This is a genomic window from Streptomyces sp. NPDC002867 (genome assembly GCF_053591895.1).
This window is the reverse complement of record NZ_JBSFUR010000025.1, coordinates 74,813-92,712: the sequence shown is the minus strand read 5'-3', so window position 1 is coordinate 92,712 and position 17,900 is coordinate 74,813. Positions and strand designations below refer to the sequence as shown.

The 17,900-nt window shown below is 71.8% G+C and carries 13 protein-coding genes, 2 tRNA genes and 1 riboswitch; of the genes, 7 read left to right on the top strand and 8 right to left on the bottom strand.

All coding sequences use genetic code 11. The features are described from left to right. The first annotated feature begins 257 nt into the window (after window positions 1-257). The 4 genes from ACWD0A_RS23230 (at window position 258) to ACWD0A_RS23215 (ending at window position 5,558) form a co-directional block, all read left to right on the top strand. Window positions 258-1,742 (top strand): MFS transporter, encoded by a 1,485-nt coding sequence (locus ACWD0A_RS23230; protein WP_177153113.1) that lies wholly within the window; start codon window positions 258-260, stop codon window positions 1,740-1,742. A gap of 160 nt (window positions 1,743-1,902) precedes the next feature. Beyond that, complete coding sequence (lhgO, locus tag ACWD0A_RS23225; RefSeq protein WP_451300925.1) at window positions 1,903-3,156, top strand: L-2-hydroxyglutarate oxidase; 1,254 nt, start codon at window positions 1,903-1,905, stop codon at window positions 3,154-3,156. A 144-nt stretch (window positions 3,157-3,300) separates the two neighbouring features. Then, window positions 3,301-4,092, top strand: a complete 792-nt coding sequence (trmB, locus tag ACWD0A_RS23220; protein WP_451300923.1) for a tRNA (guanosine(46)-N7)-methyltransferase TrmB — start codon at window positions 3,301-3,303, stop codon at window positions 4,090-4,092. Window positions 4,093-4,205: 113 nt separating this feature from the next. After that, window positions 4,206-5,558 (top strand): PrsW family intramembrane metalloprotease, encoded by a 1,353-nt coding sequence (locus tag ACWD0A_RS23215; protein WP_451300921.1) that lies wholly within the window; start codon window positions 4,206-4,208, stop codon window positions 5,556-5,558. A 123-nt stretch (window positions 5,559-5,681) separates the two neighbouring features. Here ACWD0A_RS23215 and ACWD0A_RS23210 read toward each other — a convergent pair whose 3' ends face one another. The 3 genes from ACWD0A_RS23210 to ACWD0A_RS23200 all read right to left on the bottom strand — a co-directional run bounded on the left by ACWD0A_RS23210 (window position 5,682) and on the right by ACWD0A_RS23200 (window position 8,672). Further along, window positions 5,682-6,713 (bottom strand): M23 family metallopeptidase, encoded by a 1,032-nt coding sequence (locus tag ACWD0A_RS23210; RefSeq protein WP_451300919.1) that lies wholly within the window; start codon window positions 6,711-6,713, stop codon window positions 5,682-5,684. Between the two features lie 11 nt (window positions 6,714-6,724). Next, a riboswitch (cyclic di-AMP (ydaO/yuaA leader) is annotated at window positions 6,725-6,881 on the bottom strand. Window positions 6,882-7,177: 296 nt separating this feature from the next. Next, window positions 7,178-8,416 carry a PP2C family protein-serine/threonine phosphatase gene (locus ACWD0A_RS23205; protein WP_451300917.1) on the bottom strand — a complete coding sequence of 413 codons (1,239 nt, stop codon included), beginning with the start codon at window positions 8,414-8,416 and terminating at the stop codon, window positions 7,178-7,180. A gap of 182 nt (window positions 8,417-8,598) precedes the next feature. Next, a tRNA-Met gene (locus ACWD0A_RS23200) sits at window positions 8,599-8,672 on the bottom strand. Between the two features lie 229 nt (window positions 8,673-8,901). Between ACWD0A_RS23200 and sigJ the strand changes: the two genes are divergently transcribed. Both sigJ and ACWD0A_RS23190 read left to right on the top strand, forming a co-directional pair. Further along, complete coding sequence (sigJ, locus tag ACWD0A_RS23195) at window positions 8,902-9,780, top strand: RNA polymerase sigma factor SigJ (protein WP_451300915.1); 879 nt, start codon at window positions 8,902-8,904, stop codon at window positions 9,778-9,780. Window positions 9,781-9,897: 117 nt separating this feature from the next. Then, a complete protein-coding gene (locus tag ACWD0A_RS23190; RefSeq protein ID WP_451300913.1) occupies window positions 9,898-10,896 on the top strand; it encodes an N-acetylmuramoyl-L-alanine amidase in 999 nt (332 codons plus the stop codon). A 127-nt stretch (window positions 10,897-11,023) separates the two neighbouring features. Here the strand turns inward: ACWD0A_RS23190 and ACWD0A_RS23185 are convergent, their stop codons facing one another. The 3 genes from ACWD0A_RS23185 to ACWD0A_RS23175 form a co-directional block, all read right to left on the bottom strand. Further along, window positions 11,024-11,149: a hypothetical protein gene (locus ACWD0A_RS23185; protein WP_451300911.1), complete on the bottom strand. Its 126-nt coding sequence runs from the start codon at window positions 11,147-11,149 to the stop codon at window positions 11,024-11,026. A gap of 101 nt (window positions 11,150-11,250) precedes the next feature. Next, window positions 11,251-11,979 carry a type 1 glutamine amidotransferase gene (locus tag ACWD0A_RS23180; RefSeq protein WP_451300909.1) on the bottom strand — a complete coding sequence of 243 codons (729 nt, stop codon included), beginning with the start codon at window positions 11,977-11,979 and terminating at the stop codon, window positions 11,251-11,253. Window positions 11,980-11,989: 10 nt separating this feature from the next. Then, window positions 11,990-12,976, bottom strand: coding sequence for a hypothetical protein (locus tag ACWD0A_RS23175; RefSeq protein WP_451300907.1), 987 nt, complete (start codon window positions 12,974-12,976; stop codon window positions 11,990-11,992). 559 nt (window positions 12,977-13,535) lie between these two features. Between ACWD0A_RS23175 and ACWD0A_RS23170 the strand changes: the two genes are divergently transcribed. Further along, complete coding sequence (locus ACWD0A_RS23170; RefSeq protein ID WP_451300905.1) at window positions 13,536-14,426, top strand: methyltransferase domain-containing protein; 891 nt, start codon at window positions 13,536-13,538, stop codon at window positions 14,424-14,426. Window positions 14,427-14,590: 164 nt separating this feature from the next. On the opposite strand, the gene ACWD0A_RS23165 is transcribed toward ACWD0A_RS23170, so the two are convergent. Both ACWD0A_RS23165 and ACWD0A_RS23160 read right to left on the bottom strand, forming a co-directional pair. After that, window positions 14,591-14,666 (bottom strand) — tRNA-Lys (locus ACWD0A_RS23165). 112 nt (window positions 14,667-14,778) lie between these two features. Beyond that, window positions 14,779-17,874, bottom strand: coding sequence for an FG-GAP-like repeat-containing protein (locus ACWD0A_RS23160; protein WP_451300903.1), 3,096 nt, complete (start codon window positions 17,872-17,874; stop codon window positions 14,779-14,781). Window positions 17,875-17,900 lie beyond the last annotated feature (26 nt).

Below are 17,900 nucleotides of genomic sequence, written 5' to 3'. Positions count from 1 at the left end.
GCACGGTGGCCGATGGCGTACTCCCGTCCGCACAACAATCCCGCCATACGGCACACCACCTCTTAACGGTAGGGATGTGGCGAACTACGCTGGGTTTACTGCTGTCCTCGGCAGGAGCGCATATTCCGAAGGGCTCGGCCACCTGCTTTTGCGGCCGGGACCGCTCGGACGCGGGGGTGTGTGAACCGGGAGGACACAGCACGAATGCCGTGCGCCGAAGGCGCCGCGGCAGCTGTCTGTGTGTCGAGGGGTGGCGCATGTCCAGGGAGCAACGCGGGCCGAACGAAAAGCTCGGCACCGTTCTCGCCCTCGCGGGAATCAGCAACGCCGGCCTCGCCCGGCGGGTCAACGACCTGGGGGCGCAGCGTGGTCTGACCCTCCGCTACGACAAGACGTCGGTGGCGCGGTGGGTCTCCAAGGGCATGGTGCCGCAGGGCTCCGCGCCCCATCTCATCGCCGCCGCCATCGGGGCCAAGCTGGGCCGGCCGGTGCCGCTGCACGAGATCGGCCTGGCGGACGCGGACCCGGCGCCCGAGGTCGGTCTGGCCTTCCCGCGGGACGTGGGCGAGGCGGTGAAATCGGCCACCGAGCTGTATCGCCTTGACCTCGCGGGCCGGCGGGCGGGCGGCGGGGGCATCTGGCAGTCGCTGGCCGGTTCGTTCGCGGTGAGCGCGTACGCGACTCCCGCCTCGCGCTGGCTGATAACCCCCGCGGACCCGTCGGTCGAGCGGCTCGTCGGCGCCTCCGCGCGTGCCGGGCAGGCCGCCCCCGCCGGCGGATCCGCACCGGCCGCCCCCGAAGCGCCGGAGGGCACGGACACCCCTGTGCGCGTCGGCCACAGCGATGTGGCCAAGCTGCGCGAGGCGGCGGAGGACGCGCGCCGCTGGGACTCCAAGTACGGCGGCGGGGACTGGCGTTCGTCGATGGTCCCCGAGTGCCTGCGCGTGGACGCGGCCCCGCTGCTCCTCGGTTCCTACTCGGACGAGGTGGGCCGCGCCCTGTTCGGCGCCACCGCCGAGCTGACGCGGCTGGCGGGGTGGATGGCGTTCGACACCGGCCAGCAGGAGGCGGCGCAGCGCTATTACATCCAGGCGCTCCGGCTCGCCCGGGCCGCGGCCGACGTGCCGCTGGGCGGCTACGTGCTCGCCTCGATGTCGCTGCAGGCGACCTACCGGGGCTTCGCCGACGAGGGCGTCGACCTCGCGCAGGCCGCGCTGGAGCGCAATCGCGGCCTCGCCACAGCCCGGACGATGAGCTTCTTCCGGCTGGTGGAGGCGCGTGCGCACGCCAAGGCGAACGACGCCGCGGCGGCCGGCCAGGCGCTGAAGGCCGCCGAGGGCTGGCTGGAACGTTCCCGCGAGGGCGACGCGGACCCGTCGTGGCTCGGCTTCTACTCCTACGACCGCTTCGCCGCCGACGCCGCCGAGTGCTACCGGGACCTGAAGGCTCCCCGCCAGGTGCGCCGCTTCACCGAGCAGGCCTTGTCGCGGCCGACGGAGGAGTTCGTCCGCTCCCACGGCTTACGCCTGGTCGTCTCGGCGGTGGCCGAGCTGGAGTCGGGGAACCTGGACGCGGCCTGCGCGGCGGGCACGCGCGCGGTGGAGGTCGCGGGCCGGATCTCCTCGGCGCGCACCACTGAGTACGTACGGGACCTGCTGCACCGCCTCGAGCCGTACGGCGACGAGCCCCGGGTGATGGAGCTGCGGGAGAGGGCCCGCCCGCTGCTGGCGGCTCCGGCATAGGCGGCCGGCCCTCGGGCGACGGCAGCCTCCGTGACGGGGCGGGCCTGCGGACGGTCCGGCCGGGACGGGATGTGAGCATGGTGACGCGCGCCCCTCGGTCCACGCTGGTTTAAGCGCATTGTCGGCGGGCCAGTGCACTATCGGGGTGGGAGGTGACGCGGTGACGGCGTCCGGGCGGAGCTTCGACTGCGACGTGCTGGTGGTGGGCGGCGGGATCGTCGGCCTGTCGGCGGCGTATGCCCTCACGCGTTCGGCGCCCGGGACCCGGGTGACGGTCCTGGAGAAGGAGCAGGGGCCGGCCCGCCACCAGACCGGGCGCAACAGCGGCGTGATCCACAGCGGCATCTACTACCGGCCCGGCTCCCTGAAGGCCCGCTTCGCGGTGCGCGGCGCGGCCGAGATGGTCAAGTTCTGCGCGGAGTACGGCATCGACCACCAGGTCACGGGGAAGCTGATCGTCGCCACGGAGCGCGAGGAGCTGCCGCGGCTGCACGCCCTCGTCCAGCGCGGCCGGGAGAACGGCATCCCCGTGCGCGAGCTGGGCCCCGCGCAGATCGCCGAATACGAGCCCGAGGTGCGCGGCCTCGCCGCGATCCACGTCGGCACCACCGGCGTGTGCGACTACGGCGCGGTCGCGGCGCAGCTCGCGCGGGCGTCCGACGCGGACGTGCGGTACGGCGAGGAGGTCACCGCCGTCGACCGCCGGCCGTGGGGCGTCGCGGTGCGCACGGCTTCGGGGACGGTGGTGCGCGCGCGGGCCCTGGTGAACTGCGCGGGGCTGCACTGCGACCGGGTGGCGAGGCTCGCGGGCGACGACCCGGGGATGCGGATCGTCCCTTTCCGTGGGGAGTACTACGAGCTGACCCGCCTCGGCCTCGTCCGCGGCCTGGTCTACCCGGTGCCGGACCCGGCGTTCCCGTTCCTCGGGGTGCATCTGACCCGCGGTATCGACGGCAGCGTCCACGTCGGTCCCAACGCGGTCCCGGCTCTGGCTCGCGAGGGCTACACCTGGTCGGCCGTGCGTCCCCTGGAGTTCGCGGAGACCCTTCGCTGGCCGGGGTCCTGGCAGATCGCCCGCCGGCACTGGCGTTACGGCGCGGGCGAGCTGCACCGCTCCCTGTCCAAGCACGCCTTCACGCAAGCGGTGCGCCGGCTGCTCCCGGCCGTGACCGAGGACGACCTCCGCCCCTCCCCGGCCGGAGTCCGTGCCCAGGCGGTGCTGCGGGACGGGACGCTGGCCGACGACTTCCTGATCCGCGAGGCGCCGCGGACGGTCCACGTGCTGAACGCCCCGTCCCCGGCGGCTACGGCGTCCCTGCCGATCGGCCGCGAGGTGGCCCGCCGGGCGCTCGAGGCCCTGAAGGAGGACCGGGTCCACCGCACGGGCGCGCCGGGGCGGGCTCCCGGGCGCTGACGCGGCAGGGCGGACCGGGCGAGCCCCGCCCCACGCGGCAGCGCAGAGCCGGGCGGCTCCCGAGCCCCGACGCGGCAGGGCGGACCGAGCTCCGAGCCCCGACGCGGCAGGGCCCCGTGCCCGGCCTCGTAGAATCGAGGCATTGTGTCTGAGTCTCGAAACACCACCCCCGACACCCCGCGCCCGGTGATCCGCGCCAAGGGCGAGCCGCGTTTCCCCGGCGGGCCCGCCGCCGATCCGGCCGGGTCGCACCACGAGCGGCGCATCCGCAGCTTCCAGCCGCGCCGCAGCCGGGTGACCGCCGGGCAGGGCGACGCACTGCAACGGCTGTGGCCGGTGTGGGGGCTCGACATCGACGGGCACCGGATGCTCGACCTCGACGAGATGTTCGGCGGGCTGCCGGTCGTCCTGGAGATCGGGTTCGGGATGGGCGAGGCCACCGCGCAGATGGCCGCCGACGATCCGGACACCGGCATCCTCGCCGTCGACGTGCACACGCCCGGCCAGGGCAACCTGCTCGGCCTCGCCGAGCGGAACGGCCTGACCAACGTGCGGGTCGCCAACGGCGACGCCATCATCCTGCTGCGCGAGATGCTGCCGCCCCGTTCGCTCGACGGCCTGCGCGTCTACTTCCCGGACCCCTGGCCCAAGAAGCGCCACCACAAGCGGCGGCTGATCCAGCCGGAGTTCCTGACGCTGGCCGCCCAGCGGCTCCGGCCCGGCGCGGTCCTGCACTGCGCGACCGACTGGGAGCCGTACGCCGAGCAGATGCTCGACGTCCTGACCGCGCACCCGGACTTCGAGAACACCGTCCCGGAAGGCGGCTACGCCCCGCGTCCCGCCTTCCGTCCGCTGACCCGCTTCGAGGGCCAGGGTCTGGACAAGGGACACAAGGTCCACGACCTGTTGTTCCGCCGGGTGCTGCCGGAGGCGTGACGGCGTGGGCCCTCGCCGTCCGGCCGTGACCGATGCGGCGTGGACGTGGTGACGTACCGCGCACCGTCGCCTCACCGTCGCCAGTTGTCAGTGCCCCTCGTTAGGGTCGACAGGTGTCCCAGTCGTCCGCGCAGCACACGATGGCGAGCCGCCCGCCGCATCCGGTGGTGCCCCCATGCCGGCAGGAGCAGGGCGGCGGGCCGGTCGGCGGCGTGCCGCAGAGCACCGCGCGGCGCCGCCGGATGCGTGCCGCCCGCCTGTGGCGCAGCCGTGCGGTCCGGGCTGGCGTTCTTATCACGCTGCTCGCGCTGTGCGGACTGGTGATCCTCGCGCTCGTGCGGGAACAGACCGGCACCCAGGGCTTCCTGGTCGGCCTCGGCCTCGCGACGCTGCCGGTGCCGCTGCTGCTGGCGGCGTTCCGCTGGCTGGACCGGGTCGAGCCGGGCCCCTGGCGGAATCTGCTGTTCGCCTTCGCCTGGGGCGCGTTCGCCGCCGCCCTGATCGCGATCCTCGCGAACACCTTCGCGACCCGCTGGATCGCCACCGCCACCGCCGATCCCGCTTCCGCCGACACCCTGGGCGCGACGGTCATAGCGCCGGTCGTCGAGGAGAGCGCCAAAGCGGCGTCGGTCCTGCTCCTCTTCCTCTTCCGAAGGCGGGACTTCACCGGCCTCGTGGACGGGGTCGTGGTCGCGGGCGTGACGGCGACCGGCTTCGCCTTCACCGAGAACATCCTGTACCTCGGCAACGCCTACGGCGAGGACCAGGCGTTCGGCACCTCGGGCCTGGCGTCGGTCACCGCGGCGACGTTCTTCGTGCGGGTCGTGATGTCGCCGTTCGCGCACCCGTTCTTCACGGTGCTCACCGGCATCGGTTTCGGTCTCGCCGCACTCGCCGCGCGCCGCCACCGAATACGGCGCATCGCGCTGCCCCTGCTCGGCCTTGCCCTCGCGATGGGCATGCACGCCCTGTGGAACGGCTCGGCGTCGCTGTTCGGCCCGTGGGGTTTCTACGGGGTGTACGCGGCGTTCATGGTGCCCGCCTTCGGGCTGCTGACCTGGCTGACCATATGGACCCGGCAGCGCGAGCTGCGCACGATATCGACCGAGTTGCCGGCGTACGCGGCGGCGGGCTGGCTGGCGGCCGCGGAGCCGCAGGCGCTGTCCTCGATGCGCGCCCGCACCATGGCGCGCGACTACGCGCGGCGGACGTACGGACCGGCCGCGGGACACGCGGTCTCGGAGTACGAGGCGTTCGCGACGTCGCTCGCCTCTCTCCGCCACCGGGCCCAGCGCGGCGCGGCGGGCCCGGACTTCGCGGAGCGCGAGCGGGAGCTGCTGCACCACCTGTGGCGGCGCAGGGACGTGGCCGCGCCCTCGCTCGTGTACGCGGCGCGGGCGACGGGCCGGGTCGCCGTGCCGCCACCGCACCGCGACTACGGCGGCTACAACCCGTACCGCCGCTGACCCCGCGATGCTCGTCGCCGCGCCGGCGCGCGGACCCGAGGACGCACGCCACGCAAAGAGCCCGGACACAAGAACGCGCGGCACGGAGACTCCGTACCGCGCGCCTTCGGCCGCTGCCGTCGATCAGATCGTGAGGCCCTTGTCCCGCAGCCAGGCCATCGGGTCGAGGCCGGAGCCGCCCGGGGTGTGCACCTCCATGTGCAGGTGCGGTCCGGTGACGTTGCCGGTCGCGCCGACGCGGCCGATGGTCTCGCCGGTGGCGACCTGCTGGCCCGCGCTCGCGGTCATCGACGACAGGTGGGCGTACCAGACCTCGGTGCCGTCCTCCAGCTCCAGCACGATGCGGTAGCCGTACGAACCGGACCAGCCGGCCGACTTGATCGTGCCGCCGTGCACCGCCTTGACCGGGGTGCCCGTGGGAGCGGCGAAGTCCAGACCGGTGTGCTGACCGGAGGACCACATGGAGCCGGACTCGCCGTACGTGGAAGTGATCGTGTACGAGGAGGTGGGCAGGGCGTAGCTCGCGGCGATCTTGGCGAGGCGCTCCGCCTCTTCCTTGGCCCGCGCGGCCTCCTCGGCCTTCCGCTTCTCCTCGGCCGCCTGGGCCTCGGCCTTGCTCTGCTGCTCCGCGGCCGCGGCGGCGGCCTGCTCGGCGGCCAGCTTCTCGGCGGCGGCCTTCGCCTCGGCGTCCGCCTCGGCGCGCTGCTGCTCGGCCTGCTGGAGGATGCGGGCGCGCAGGGCCTCGCCCGCGCCGGCCGTCCCGTTGTCGGCGACGGTGGTCGTCGCGGTGAGCGGGGCCGCGTTCGCCTCGGAGCCCTCGGAGTCGGCGTCGTCGGAGATGAGGGAGCCCACGCCCGGAAGGGACTTGGCGTCGGGGAGGCTGTCCGCGATCGAGTCGGGGAGGGAGATGGAGACCGCGGGCTTGTCCTGGGCGGTCGCTATGCCACCGGCGCCGACCGCGGCGATGACGCCGACGCCGAGGACGGTGGAGCTGCGGGCGAGCCCGCCGCGCTGCTTGACGACGCGGTGCCGACCACGCACCGGGCGGACGGATTCCTCGGTGGGATTCCATTCCTCCCACGTCCGCTCCGCGGCGTCGCCGCCGAAGTGAGCGGGCGCGAACGGGGCCTCGGGGGCAGGCATGTTGGACGCCACGAAGGCGTACTCCTTTCCTTCCTTCTCGCCTACCGGGTTAGCTGACGGGTTCGGAGCAGGAAGGTCTCCTACGGGCATCCTCGGCCGCGGACTGAGCGGCAAATGATGCCCGATTCACCCCAATTGGTGGTTCCCCGGTTCCCTTGCGGGATTCGGCGCGTGCGCACGGTGCCGTCTCTTGCGACGACTGGGACGACCGCGCTGCGTTATCGAACGTTAATAGAAGCCGAGGCCCGATTCCAAGCTGTTCCGAGTGATCGTTAACGACCGCGGCCGGGACTTACCAGGACAGAAGCAGGCGGAATCGGGCGACTTGATCACCCTTCAGGTCGATCCCACATTCTGACGTTGCGTCAAATGTTGTGCACAGTGGCATCTTGCGACTACGCACCGTACGGATGCGCCGTACGCCTTCGCCGTCCCTGCGTGCTGCGCCCCTCAGCCCGGCCGGCCGCGCCCGCGGCTCAGCCGCCCGCCGTCGGCGTGCCGCGCCCCCGCGCCGGGCGGGCGCCGGCCGCACCACGCACCGCGCGCCGCCCAGGCGTCCGGGACGCGCCGTCCGCGGAGACGACCGGCACCGTCCGCCGCCGTTCCGGCTGCCCCGCCCCCGGTCGGCCGACCGCCAGGAGCGCCATGTCGTCCGTGGACGCGCCGCCCGTGTACCGGCGCACGTCGTCGACCAGCGCGTCGAGCAGTGCCTCGGGACCGGGGAAGACGCTGCCCCGGAGCCGTTCACCCGGGTCGTAGAAGACGCCTCGGGCGTCACGCGCCTCGGACAGGCCGTCCGTGTACAGCAGCAGCGTCGAGCCGACGGGCAGCGGATACTCCTCGGCGCGGTCCGGCCACATGCCCAGGTCGCCCATGCCCAAGGGCAGCGCGGCCTCGGAGGGCTCCAGCACGTCCAGTCCGCCGTCGGCGTGCAGCACCAGCGGGTCGGGATGCCCGCGGTTCACCAGCCGTACGGTCCCGTGACCCGCACCATCGCCGGGCGGGATCTCGCCGAGGACGGCGGTGGTGAACCCCTCGATGGCGTCCAGACCCTCCCGCCGCATGCCCTCGCGCGTCAGCGCCCGCTCCAGCCGCCGCGCCACGCCCTCGAGCGAGGTCTCCTGCTCGGCCGCCTCCCGGAACGCCCCGATCAGCACGGCGACGGCCGCCACCGCCTCCATCCCCTTGCCGCGCACGTCCCCCACCATCAGCCGCACCCCGTGCGGGGTGTCCTGCACCGCGAAGAGGTCGCCGCCGATGAACGCGTCCGCCTGCGCCGCCTCGTACCGCGCCGCGATGTGCAGACCGGCGATCCGGTCCGCGGGCGTGGGCAGCACGGCGCGCTGCGCGGCCTCGGCGATCACTCGCGCCGAGGCGAGCCGCGCGCTGCTGCGCGTCACGACTCCGTTGATCAACAGCGCGAGGGCCGCCACGGTGAGCACCGTGCTCGTCTCGGTGACGGCGGTGATCTGGTCGATGGTGGCGTTGTAGGCGTGCAGGCCTGTCGTGGCCAGGACGGCGGCGATACCGGTCAGAAGCGTCACGACCCAGGTGACGATCGGCGCCGCGATGAGCGGGGCCGCGGCGAAGAGCGGCACCGCGGTGAAACGGGCCGGTGTCAGCAGGTCGAAGACGACGCCGCCGGCGATCATCGCGGCGGGCAGGAGACGGACGAACCACGGCGCGACATACCTGCTGCCCTGTTCTCGCCCCACAGGTGTTCTCCCTGCCGCTCCGCCCACGCCCACGGACCGGTGCCGCGCACCTCCCATGCTGCGCGCCCCTGGAGCGCGCGGCGACTTGCCACGCCCGGCCGCACAGAAACCCAGGTCACGGGTGCCGGAAACGACGCCGGCCCGGCAATCGAGATGATCGATTGCCGGGCCGCCGTCTTCAGTAGCGGGGACAGGATTTGAACCTGCGACCTCTGGGTTATGAGCCCAGCGAGCTACCGAGCTGCTCCACCCCGCGTCGGTGAACACCACCTTACGCCATCCGGAGCAAGATCCACTCCATTTACGGGTCCGGCCCGCCGATCCGGCCTCACAGGCAGCCCTCCGGCCACATTTTCGGCCTCTGCGGCCGCATTTTCGGCCTCGTCCTGGCGTATCCGGCCTGGTGGCGAGGTTTCCGTCACATCCGCACCGTGCGCTCCGTCAATGCTGTGACAGGGCGGACGACAACGGATACGGGGCGGACGATGAACGAGCACGACTTCCTGGCACAGCGCTTCGAGGAGCACCGCTCACACCTGCGGGCGGTCGCGTACCGGATGCTCGGCTCGCTGACCGAGGCCGACGACGCCGTCCAGGAGGCCTGGCTGCGACTGAGCCGCTCCGACTCCGAACGCGTCGAGAACCTGGGCGGCTGGCTGACCACCGTGGTCGGCCGGGTCTGCCTGGACATGCTCCGCACCCGTGCGTCACGGCGCGAGGAGCCGATGGAGACCCGTCTGCCCGAGCCGATCGTCACCGGAGCGGACGCGCTCGACCCGGAGCACGAGGTCCTGCTCGCCGACTCGGTCGGCCTGGCGCTGCTGGTCGTGCTGGAGACGCTGGCCCCGGCGGAACGGCTCGCCTTCGTGCTGCACGACATGTTCGCGGTGCCGTTCGACGAGATCGCTCCCGTCGTGGGCCGTACCCCGGCGGCCGCGCGCCAGCTCGCGAGCCGGGCCCGCCGCAGGGTGCAGGGGGCGGCCCCGGTCCCGGACGCCGACCTCGGCCGGCAGCGCGAGGCCGTCGACGCCTTCCTCACGGCGGCGCGGGGCGGCGACTTCGAGGCCCTTGTCGCGGTTCTCGACCCGGATGTGGTGGCCCGCTCCGACGGAGGCGCGCTGCGTCCGGGCGCGCTCATCCGCGGTGCCGAGGCGGTCGCGGGCCAGGCGATCACCTTCGCCCGCCTCGCCGAGGTGGCCCGCCCATGCCTCGTCAACGGAGCGGCGGGCGTGGTCGCGGCGACGGACGGGGTGCCGGTGTCGGTGATGGCGTTCACGGTGAGCGGCGGCCGGATCGTCGAGATCAACATCCTGACGGACCCGGAACGGCTGAGGGGGCTGGACCTGACCGTGCCGGAGGCATGAGGGCTCGCCCCGGCTACGCGGCTCCAACCAGGGTGGGCGGCACGGCAGTCGGGTATCCCAGCATTGCTCGCCGATCGTTGCGCGACCACACGGTGACGCACACGGAGAGGAGACCCGATGGCCGAACCGCTGTCCGCCGACCAGTTGCTCACCGCCTTGCGGAACGAGGGGCTGCGCGTGGTGGAGTACCGCGACTGGCGCACCCACAACCGCAACCACGTGGGCCCGTGGGCCCCGGTGCACGGCGTGATGATCCACCACACCGTCACCTCCGGCACCGAGTCCTCGGTGGAGCTCTGCTACAACGGCCACTCCCAGCTGCCCGGACCGCTGTGCCACGGCGTCATCGCCAAGGACGGCGCGGTCTACCTGGTCGGCAACGGCCGCGCGAACCACGCGGGTCTGGGCGACGACGACGTCCTGCGCGCCGTGATCGAGGAGAGGGCGCTGCCTCCCGACGACGAGGCGAACACCGATGGCAACCGCCACTTCTACGGCTTCGAGTGCATCAACCTCGGTGACGGCAAGGACCCGTGGCCCGCCGCCCAGCTCGAAGCGATCGAGAAGGCGGCCGCCGCGGTCTGCCGCGCCCACGGCTGGAACCACCGCAGTGTGATCGGCCACCTCGAGTGGCAGCCGGGGAAGGTCGATCCGCGCGGGTTCATGATGGCGTCCCTGCGCGAGCGCATCGCCGACCGTCTCGCATCCGCCCCGCCGTCCGAGGAGGACGACATGCCCGACAACTGGAATCTCGCCTCCGCCACCGACACGACGCTGCCCCCAGGCGACTGGACGACCGTCCCGGTGGGATCGGCGGACCTGCTCACGTCCGCCGTGCGCTACACCGGCTCCATGCACCTGACCCTGACGGCGCCCGCGGGCGGGACGGTCCAGGGCCGCTTCTACCACCTGCGCCCCGGCGGCTCGCGCTGGACCGGCCCGGTCATCGAGCGCCTGACCACCGCGGGCTCGAGCTTCCTGGACTTCCCCCACGCCGGCTCCGTCGCCGCGGACGAGAAGGTCCGCTTCGAGGCCGTCTACTTCCCGGCCTCGGCGACGGACTCCGCGTCCGCCTCGATCACGTCCACCTGGGTGCGCGGCCTGTCCTGGACGTGACACGTCTCCGTCGCCGCGCCGGGGGTCCTGCTCACGTTGGAATCACGGCATGGCTCCCGGCCGGGGACCGGTCTGCATGGCTGAGGAGCACAGCGCGCAGGCCAGAGAGCGAACGGTGTTTCGACCATCAGGCGAGCGCATCGATGGCTTTCACGATCGGCGCTCGAGCCTGCGCGCCGTAGACAGCCATCGCTCGCACCTCCTGGAAAGCCTTCAGGTACAGGGTGATCTCGGACAGCTGCGTGATGTTCACCTGGGCCGAGAGGAGCCCGACGGAGGCCAGGGTGTCGTCGTGGACGTGGAAACAGGCAGCACCCCGCCGGAGCCGCGGTGAGGCACCGCCCGTGACTGCTGTCAGCCGTGCTGGAGAACGCGGTGCACGAGCCGGTTGAACACAGCGGTGCTCCACGAGGATTCGTAACGGTCCACGGAGTCCAGGGCTGCCCGGAAGTCGCCGTGGTAGGTCTCGATGGTGCGGCGGTGGTGCAGGACGATACGGCGCACATCGGCGGGCCCGAACTCGGGATGGAACTGAAGTCCCAGGATACGGGGGCCGTACCGGTAGCCCTGGACGGGTGAGTGGCCGTTGTCCGCGATCACCTGGGCGTTGCCCTCCAGCAGCGGTACGGGGTCGAGTTCCTCGTAATGGAACGCCGGGACGACCAGTTGTTCGCCGTCATTGCTCCGCTCGTCCTCCCGCCAGCGGATCTCGGTGAGGCCGACCTCGATCCGCCTGGCGGACCGGACTGATCCGCGCTCCGGCCAGAGTGCTTCGGCGATCATCTGGGAACCAAGACAGACACCTACCACCGCATGCTCTTCGCGCTGTGCGGCTTCGATCAGGGAACGGGTGACGGCCAGCCCGCCGGGCATCCATCCCGAACGGTCGTTCACAGACGTCGAACCGCCGGAGAGAACATGCAGGCGCCCGCTGGGCACATCGTTGGTGGTGGCGGTGGTCAGATCACGGCGCACGACGCGCAGGCCCTGCCCGGTCAGCCGCTCCACGAGCCGGTCACCGTAGTCCAGTCCCTCGGCCGCCAGGCCGTCGGCCACCCATACCACTGCATCGGCCTCGGTCATCACTGCCCTTTCACCCGAAGAAGCGGTCGTAGAGCGACACCGCGGCTTGGGCGGTCGCCACCCCTGACAGGACGGTCAGGACCGCCACCACGAGGTTCACCCTGCGGATCCGGCGCGCCTGGTCCTCGGCCAACCGTAAGTCAACCGTCTGCCGGACCGTCGAAAGAAGATCTGCGGCCCGACTCTGGAGGTTGCCCGCCTCCCAGGCCCTCAACACAGCATCGCGCGTCCTCAGCGCATGATGGTCGTAGCTGAACGTCGGTGTGACCAGCGCCTGGTACTCCGAACGCAGCCGGTGTTCAAGCTGTGAGAGCCAGCGTGTGTCGGCGCTGTGTCTCGGGTTGCGCAACACGTCGTCGGCCGCCGTGGCGGTGCGGGCCAGCCGGATGTAGGACACGTCCAGGATGAGGAGCAACAGCGTGAACTTCTCGGCTGCGGCCTTCGTGTCGGGCGTCGCCAGCAGGTTGTAGGCGTAACCCGCGAAGAGGAATTCGTCGCGCCAGGGCGAGTGGGAGGCGAGCGGCATGGGTGAGTCGGGATAGATCAGCGTCCGCATGCCGTCGGCGAGGCGGGACCTGCCGGGCTCGGGGTGGTCGGTGCTCCCCGCGTAGGTGAGGTTGAAGTACGGGATGGCGACCGTTTCACCGGCCCCGCAGCGGCGCAGTAGCCGCTGTGCGGGCGGCAGCAGCATGGACCTCAACTCGGCTGCGAGGGGCTCGCGTCCCTCGCGACCGAGACCGGCGAGTGTCGACTCCCGGTGCCGCGGTTCCCACCCCCCGGGAAGGTGGAGCGTCACGGCGATGGAGCCGTACCCGTCGGGGAAGACCATGCCTGTGACATCGACCGTGTCCAGCAGCGACTGGCCGGCCCGGGCGGCGAGCAGGTCCTTGAGGCGGCGCTGGAGTTCGCCCTTCCACTCGTCACTGCCGACGAAGGTGGTGAGCAGGTCCACGGTCGGCTGCCCGTAGGTGAGCGACCCCTGGAGCAAGGGGCTCAACGAAACCGGCCTTCGCAGGAGAAAGCCGGCCCCGTCGAGGTCGTCGCCGGGCGGGAGGGTGCAGGCCTCCTTCGGCTCCAGCGGGTTTCCTTCCGCGTAGAAAGGCGCCGTGAAGGTGATGCAGGCGTCTCCCGACAAGACAACTGGGCGGTTTTCCGGGGAAGTTGGGACGGCCATGCGCCCATACTGCCCGATGGCGTCAACTGAAGGTGATCACAGGGCCCTGGCCGAAGCTGCGTGTGGCCGCCGCATGGAGCGGGGCGGCGGCTGAAGCCTCGCCGCCAAGCTGCCCTCCTGGCACGTGCCCCCGCAGGCGCAGTACGAGTACGGACGGCCGAGCTCGCCCACAACCAGGCACAGCGGTCCCACGAACCCTGCGACGGCCCCCTGCGGATGCGCTCGCGTCGAGCGGTGGCGGCTGCCCCGGCGTCTCGTGTCCGTCGCGGGCCAGGGGGTCCACGAGCAGGGAGACCAAGCTGTTCTGCGCCTTGGCCGGCGAGGTGCGGTTCGAGGACGACGCACACCTGCCGGACGCCGAACGCCCCGCCGCCTACGCCGCGTGCTGCTTCACGACCTGCGCCACGGACAGGCGTCGCTCATGCTCGCGGCCGGCGTCGCGATGGCCATCGTGCCGAAGCGGCTCGGGCACTCGGGAATCGCGATCACGTCCGACACGTACTCGCCTCTGCTCGGCGGAGTCGGACGGGACGGCAAGGACGGCCAGACGTGCCCTGATGGGTACAGCCTGCAGCCGGCGAAGAACGACCCCGACGCCCTCGTGTGCAGGCGCGACAACGCGCCCCCGCCCGAAGGCCCTTCGGCCCTCAGACTCCCGTCCGCGCTGGTGCACCCCGTCCCAGCGACCACCTGGTTCAACTGGACCCACTACCCCGACCACGGACCCGGCGCGGATCTCCTCGGCATCACGCCCGGAGCCGCCGTCCTGGACCTCGGCTGCGGCAAGGGCGGCAACCTCGCACACGTGGCCGCGCTCGGCGCCCGCGCCGTGGGAGTCGACGTCTCACTCGCCCAGCTGAAAGCCGCCGAGGCGCGCTGGTCCGACGCCGGTCTGGTGCTGCACCGCACGGACGCTGTCCGGTTCCTAGAGGAGACCGGCGAGCACTTCGACGCCATCTACTCCGTGTACGGCGCGGTCTGGTTCACCGACCCCGAGCAGCTGCTGCCCGTCATCCGGAAGCGACTCAAGCCCGGCGGCGTGCTCGCGTTCTCCCAGCGGCCAGCCGTCGACGGCTGCTACGGCTGCCAGGCCTCGTACATCAACCGGTCCGAGGACGAAGACCCGCTCGTCGTGAAGCGCTGGGACCACGAGCCCGAGCGCTGGGAGGAGATCCTCCGCGAGCACGGATTCGAGTCACCCGCGGCGAGCGTCCTGCCGGCCCCGCCCGGCCCACGGAAGATCGGCACCTTGATGGGACGCGCCCGCGCCTGACCCTGACCGCCCCGGCCGGCCTGCGTTCCCCCGTCGCAGCCGGCCGGGGCTTCTTCGTGTCTTGATCATTGACGCTTCGGCTGAGCGTTGGCTGAGCACGTGCCCGGAATGTCCGCAGGAACGACCACAGCCCCAGGTAGGAAGGCTCCTGACCTGGGGCTGAGTGGTAGGCCGTGTGGGACTCGAACCCACAACCAACGGATTAAAAGTCCGCTGCTCTGCCAATTGAGCTAACGGCCCTCGGCGCAACACCCCTGAGCATAACCAAAGAGATCCCCGGAACCGATCGGGTATCCCGTCGCGGTCCCGGCCCGTCGGGGCCCGGTGCTCACCGGGCCCCGACGGGAGCACGTCAGTACAGGCCCTTGAAGGCCGCCCAGCCGCTGTTGCCGATCTGCACCCGGGCCGCGAGCGTGCCGTTCCCGGTGCCGCTGAAGCGGAACAGCTTCCCGTCGCTCGTACGGGCCACGACGTCCGGCTTCCCGTCGCCCGTGACGTCCCCGATGCCGACGACGGAGGTGTACGCCCCCCAGCCGCTCGCCAGCTTCACGCGGGTGGTGACACCGCCGGTCGCCGTGCCGTAGTACCGCCAGAGGACCCCCGCCTTGTCGACACCCAGCAGATCACCACGGCCGTCGCCGTTCAGGTCACCCGCGCCGGTGATCTTCGCGTACGTCTTCCAGTTCGTGCCGATCTTCACCCGGCCCTTGAACCGGTGATCCGCCGTCCCCGCGTAGAAGTACATGTCACCCGTCGTCGTCTGACGCGCGATCACATCCTGGTACCCGTCGCCGTTGATGTCACCGGGCGAGGTCAGCACATCGTACTGGCTCCAGCCGGATCCGATCACCGTGTAGGGCGACGACGGGGAGACCACCTTGCCGCAGCCCGGCCGGTACACCCGCAGCTCGGACGCCTGCCGGACCAGCACGTCGTTGCAGCGGTCGCCGTTCACGTCTCCGAAGGGGACGAGATGCGCGTCGACCGCGAACTTCCCGCTGCCCGCCACACGCGAGGAGACCCCGCCCGTGCCCGTGCCCTTGTACAGCGACACCAGGCCCGTCGAGTCCTTCACCAGCAGCTCGCCGAACCCGTCGTTCCCGACGAGGTCCCGGAACACCGGCGCGGCCCCGCTGATCGCGACCGAGCCCGTCAGGCTCAGGTCCGCGCCCTGGCCGTCGGCCGGCTTCGCGGTCAGCGCCCAGGTGTACGTACCGTTCGCGACGAGCTTTCCGGCCGCGTCCTTGCCGTCCCAGGAGCCCTGCAGCACACCGCGCGCCTCGTCCCCGGAGAGCGTGCGTGCGACGGCACCGGTCGTCTTGTTCCGCAGCGTCAGCGTCCAGGACGCGGCCGGCTTCGACAGCCACCAGCGCGGCTTCCAGGAGACAGCGCCGCCGTTCACCGCCTGCGCGGCCGGTACGTCGGCGTCGATGCGGGCCGGCGGCGACGCCGGGACACCGAGGTCGACGACGCGGACGTCACCGGCGGCGTTGTCCTGGTAGGCGAGACGGCCGGTGGCGGTGTCGACGGCGTACGGCCCTGTCTCGTCGTTGAACTCGCTGAGCCGGTGGGTCCCCTTGACCACGGGCTCGGTGCCACGGATGTCCGTGACCGTCACCTCGGACCCGTCGCCGTGCACCACATATCCGTCGCCGAGCTCGGAGAACGGCTGGGTGTACGTCCGGTTGGTGTTCGTGTCGAGGTCGAAGACGCCGCCCTTGACCGGCAGCCCCGCACAGTTCCAACTCAGCCAGTGCGCCGTCACCTTGAGGGACTCTGCCCGGCAGCCGCTCTTCAGGTCCACGGTGCGCTTGACTGCGCCGGTGCGGACGTCGTAGCCGACGACCGTACCGTTCACCTTGCCCGCCGCCCACAGGGTGTCGCCGTAGAGGTCGACGTTCCATGGCCCTCCGAAGGCGTCGAAATCAGCGAGCCGCTTGCCCGTGTCGAGGTCCACGGAGGTTGTGGTGGGGGATCCATACTCCTCGATCGCAGCGAGTCCCACCGCATAGCGGCCGGAGACGTCGGTCGTCTGGAACGAAGCGAGTTCGGTGGTCAGCGGCCGTCCTGTGGTCGCCCCTGCCTCGACCACCACCGGCACTTTGCCCATGCCGGGGCCGGGGTCGGGGTTGATCACCGTCCGTCCGTCACCGGTGGCGAAGGGCCTAGGACAGGCTGACTCGTCCGTGCACCCAGCGAGAGGGACGCCGAGGTCGCCGCGTTCCTTCGTCGCGCCGGCGCTCAGCGCGCCCGTGACCGACACCGTCCGCGAGCGGAAGGCGTTGCTCTCGTCCGGCATGCGCTCCAGCGATTCGAGCTGCCCGTGGCTGAAGCTCAAATGCCTGGGCTTGGAGGTGAGCGGGGTGACGTCCACAAGCTCGGCACCCGTCGTCCCCACCCCGTCCGGGCGGATGCGCTGGAGCCCCAGGTCACCGGCGGACGACCCGGCGACGATCAGCAGACCGCCGTCCGGTGCCGCCAAGGCCGTATTGCGGCCGTACGCGAAGAGGGTGGTCTCCTCCCCTCCCGCCCTGGGCACGGAGACGACGCGGTACGGGGCCGAGCCGCCCTGGCCGGTGGCCCGCCCGACGATCAGCCGCGTGCCGACGACGCCGAGCAGGACGTCACCGTCGTCGTAGGGGAGGTCGGTGGTGGAGGTCAGGGGCAGCGGACCGGACGAGCCGGCCGCGCCCTTCGCGTAGAACCGGATCTTGCCGTCGTCCGTCCACTCCACGACGTCGGTCGGGGTGTGGACGAAGCCGACGCCGTTGGCGGTCACATCCGTGGGCACGGTCCGCGCCCGGGCCGAGGACAGGTCGATCCAGACCGGGCGGGAAACGCCGTTCAGTGTGTACCGGGTGAGCGCGCCGTCGGCATCGCCCGCCGCCGCCCTGGCTGCCCGGGTCGAGCCCTCCGGCCAGCCGGTCACCAAGGTGTCCTGCACCGAACCGTTCACCAGTCGGAGCACGTGCCACTCGTTGGACGCGTCCGTGCTGCTGCGGGTGTACGTGACCACCTTGTCGCCGAAGGTACCGATGTACCGGTGTCTGTCCGGGATGGTGAGGTAGCGGTTCGTCCCCGCGGTGACGTCCCACAGCCGGACATCGCCGTAAATGCTGGGCCCGTCGAAGTCGAGGGCCGCGACGATGTCGGAGCCGGCGCCGTAGACGCCGCCCGTCTCCGGGCCCTCCGCGTCGTTGCGGACCGGGATCGTCTCCCCGTCCCACGTGGTCCAGAACTGTCCCTGACCCTGCTCGTAGCGCAGGTAGCCGCCCGGTCCTGCGGAGAGCGGGACCACGGTGCGCGGCTGTGCCGCGGTGGCCGCCGGGAAAACGACCGAGCCGCCGTCGGCGGCTGTTGCCGTGTGCCCGAGCGGACCGATGCCGGCGGCAAGGGTCACCGCGGCGACGGCCCCGATGGAATGGCGTACAAGAGCGCTGCGAGGCACTCGGGTCCTCCCCTGAGGCATAAGAG

Excerpts from the sequence above, each read along its gene's own strand:
- ACWD0A_RS23230 (WP_177153113.1), top strand. The coding sequence starts at position 258 with ATGTCCAGGGAGCAACGCGGGCCGAACGAAAAGCTCGGCACCGTTCTC.
- sigJ (WP_451300915.1), top strand. The coding sequence starts at position 8,902 with ATGAACGAGCACGACTTCCTGGCACAGCGCTTCGAGGAGCACCGCTCA.
- ACWD0A_RS23190 (WP_451300913.1), top strand. The coding sequence starts at position 9,898 with ATGGCCGAACCGCTGTCCGCCGACCAGTTGCTCACCGCCTTGCGGAAC.
- ACWD0A_RS23180 (WP_451300909.1), bottom strand. The coding sequence starts at position 11,979 with ATGACCGAGGCCGATGCAGTGGTATGGGTGGCCGACGGCCTGGCGGCC.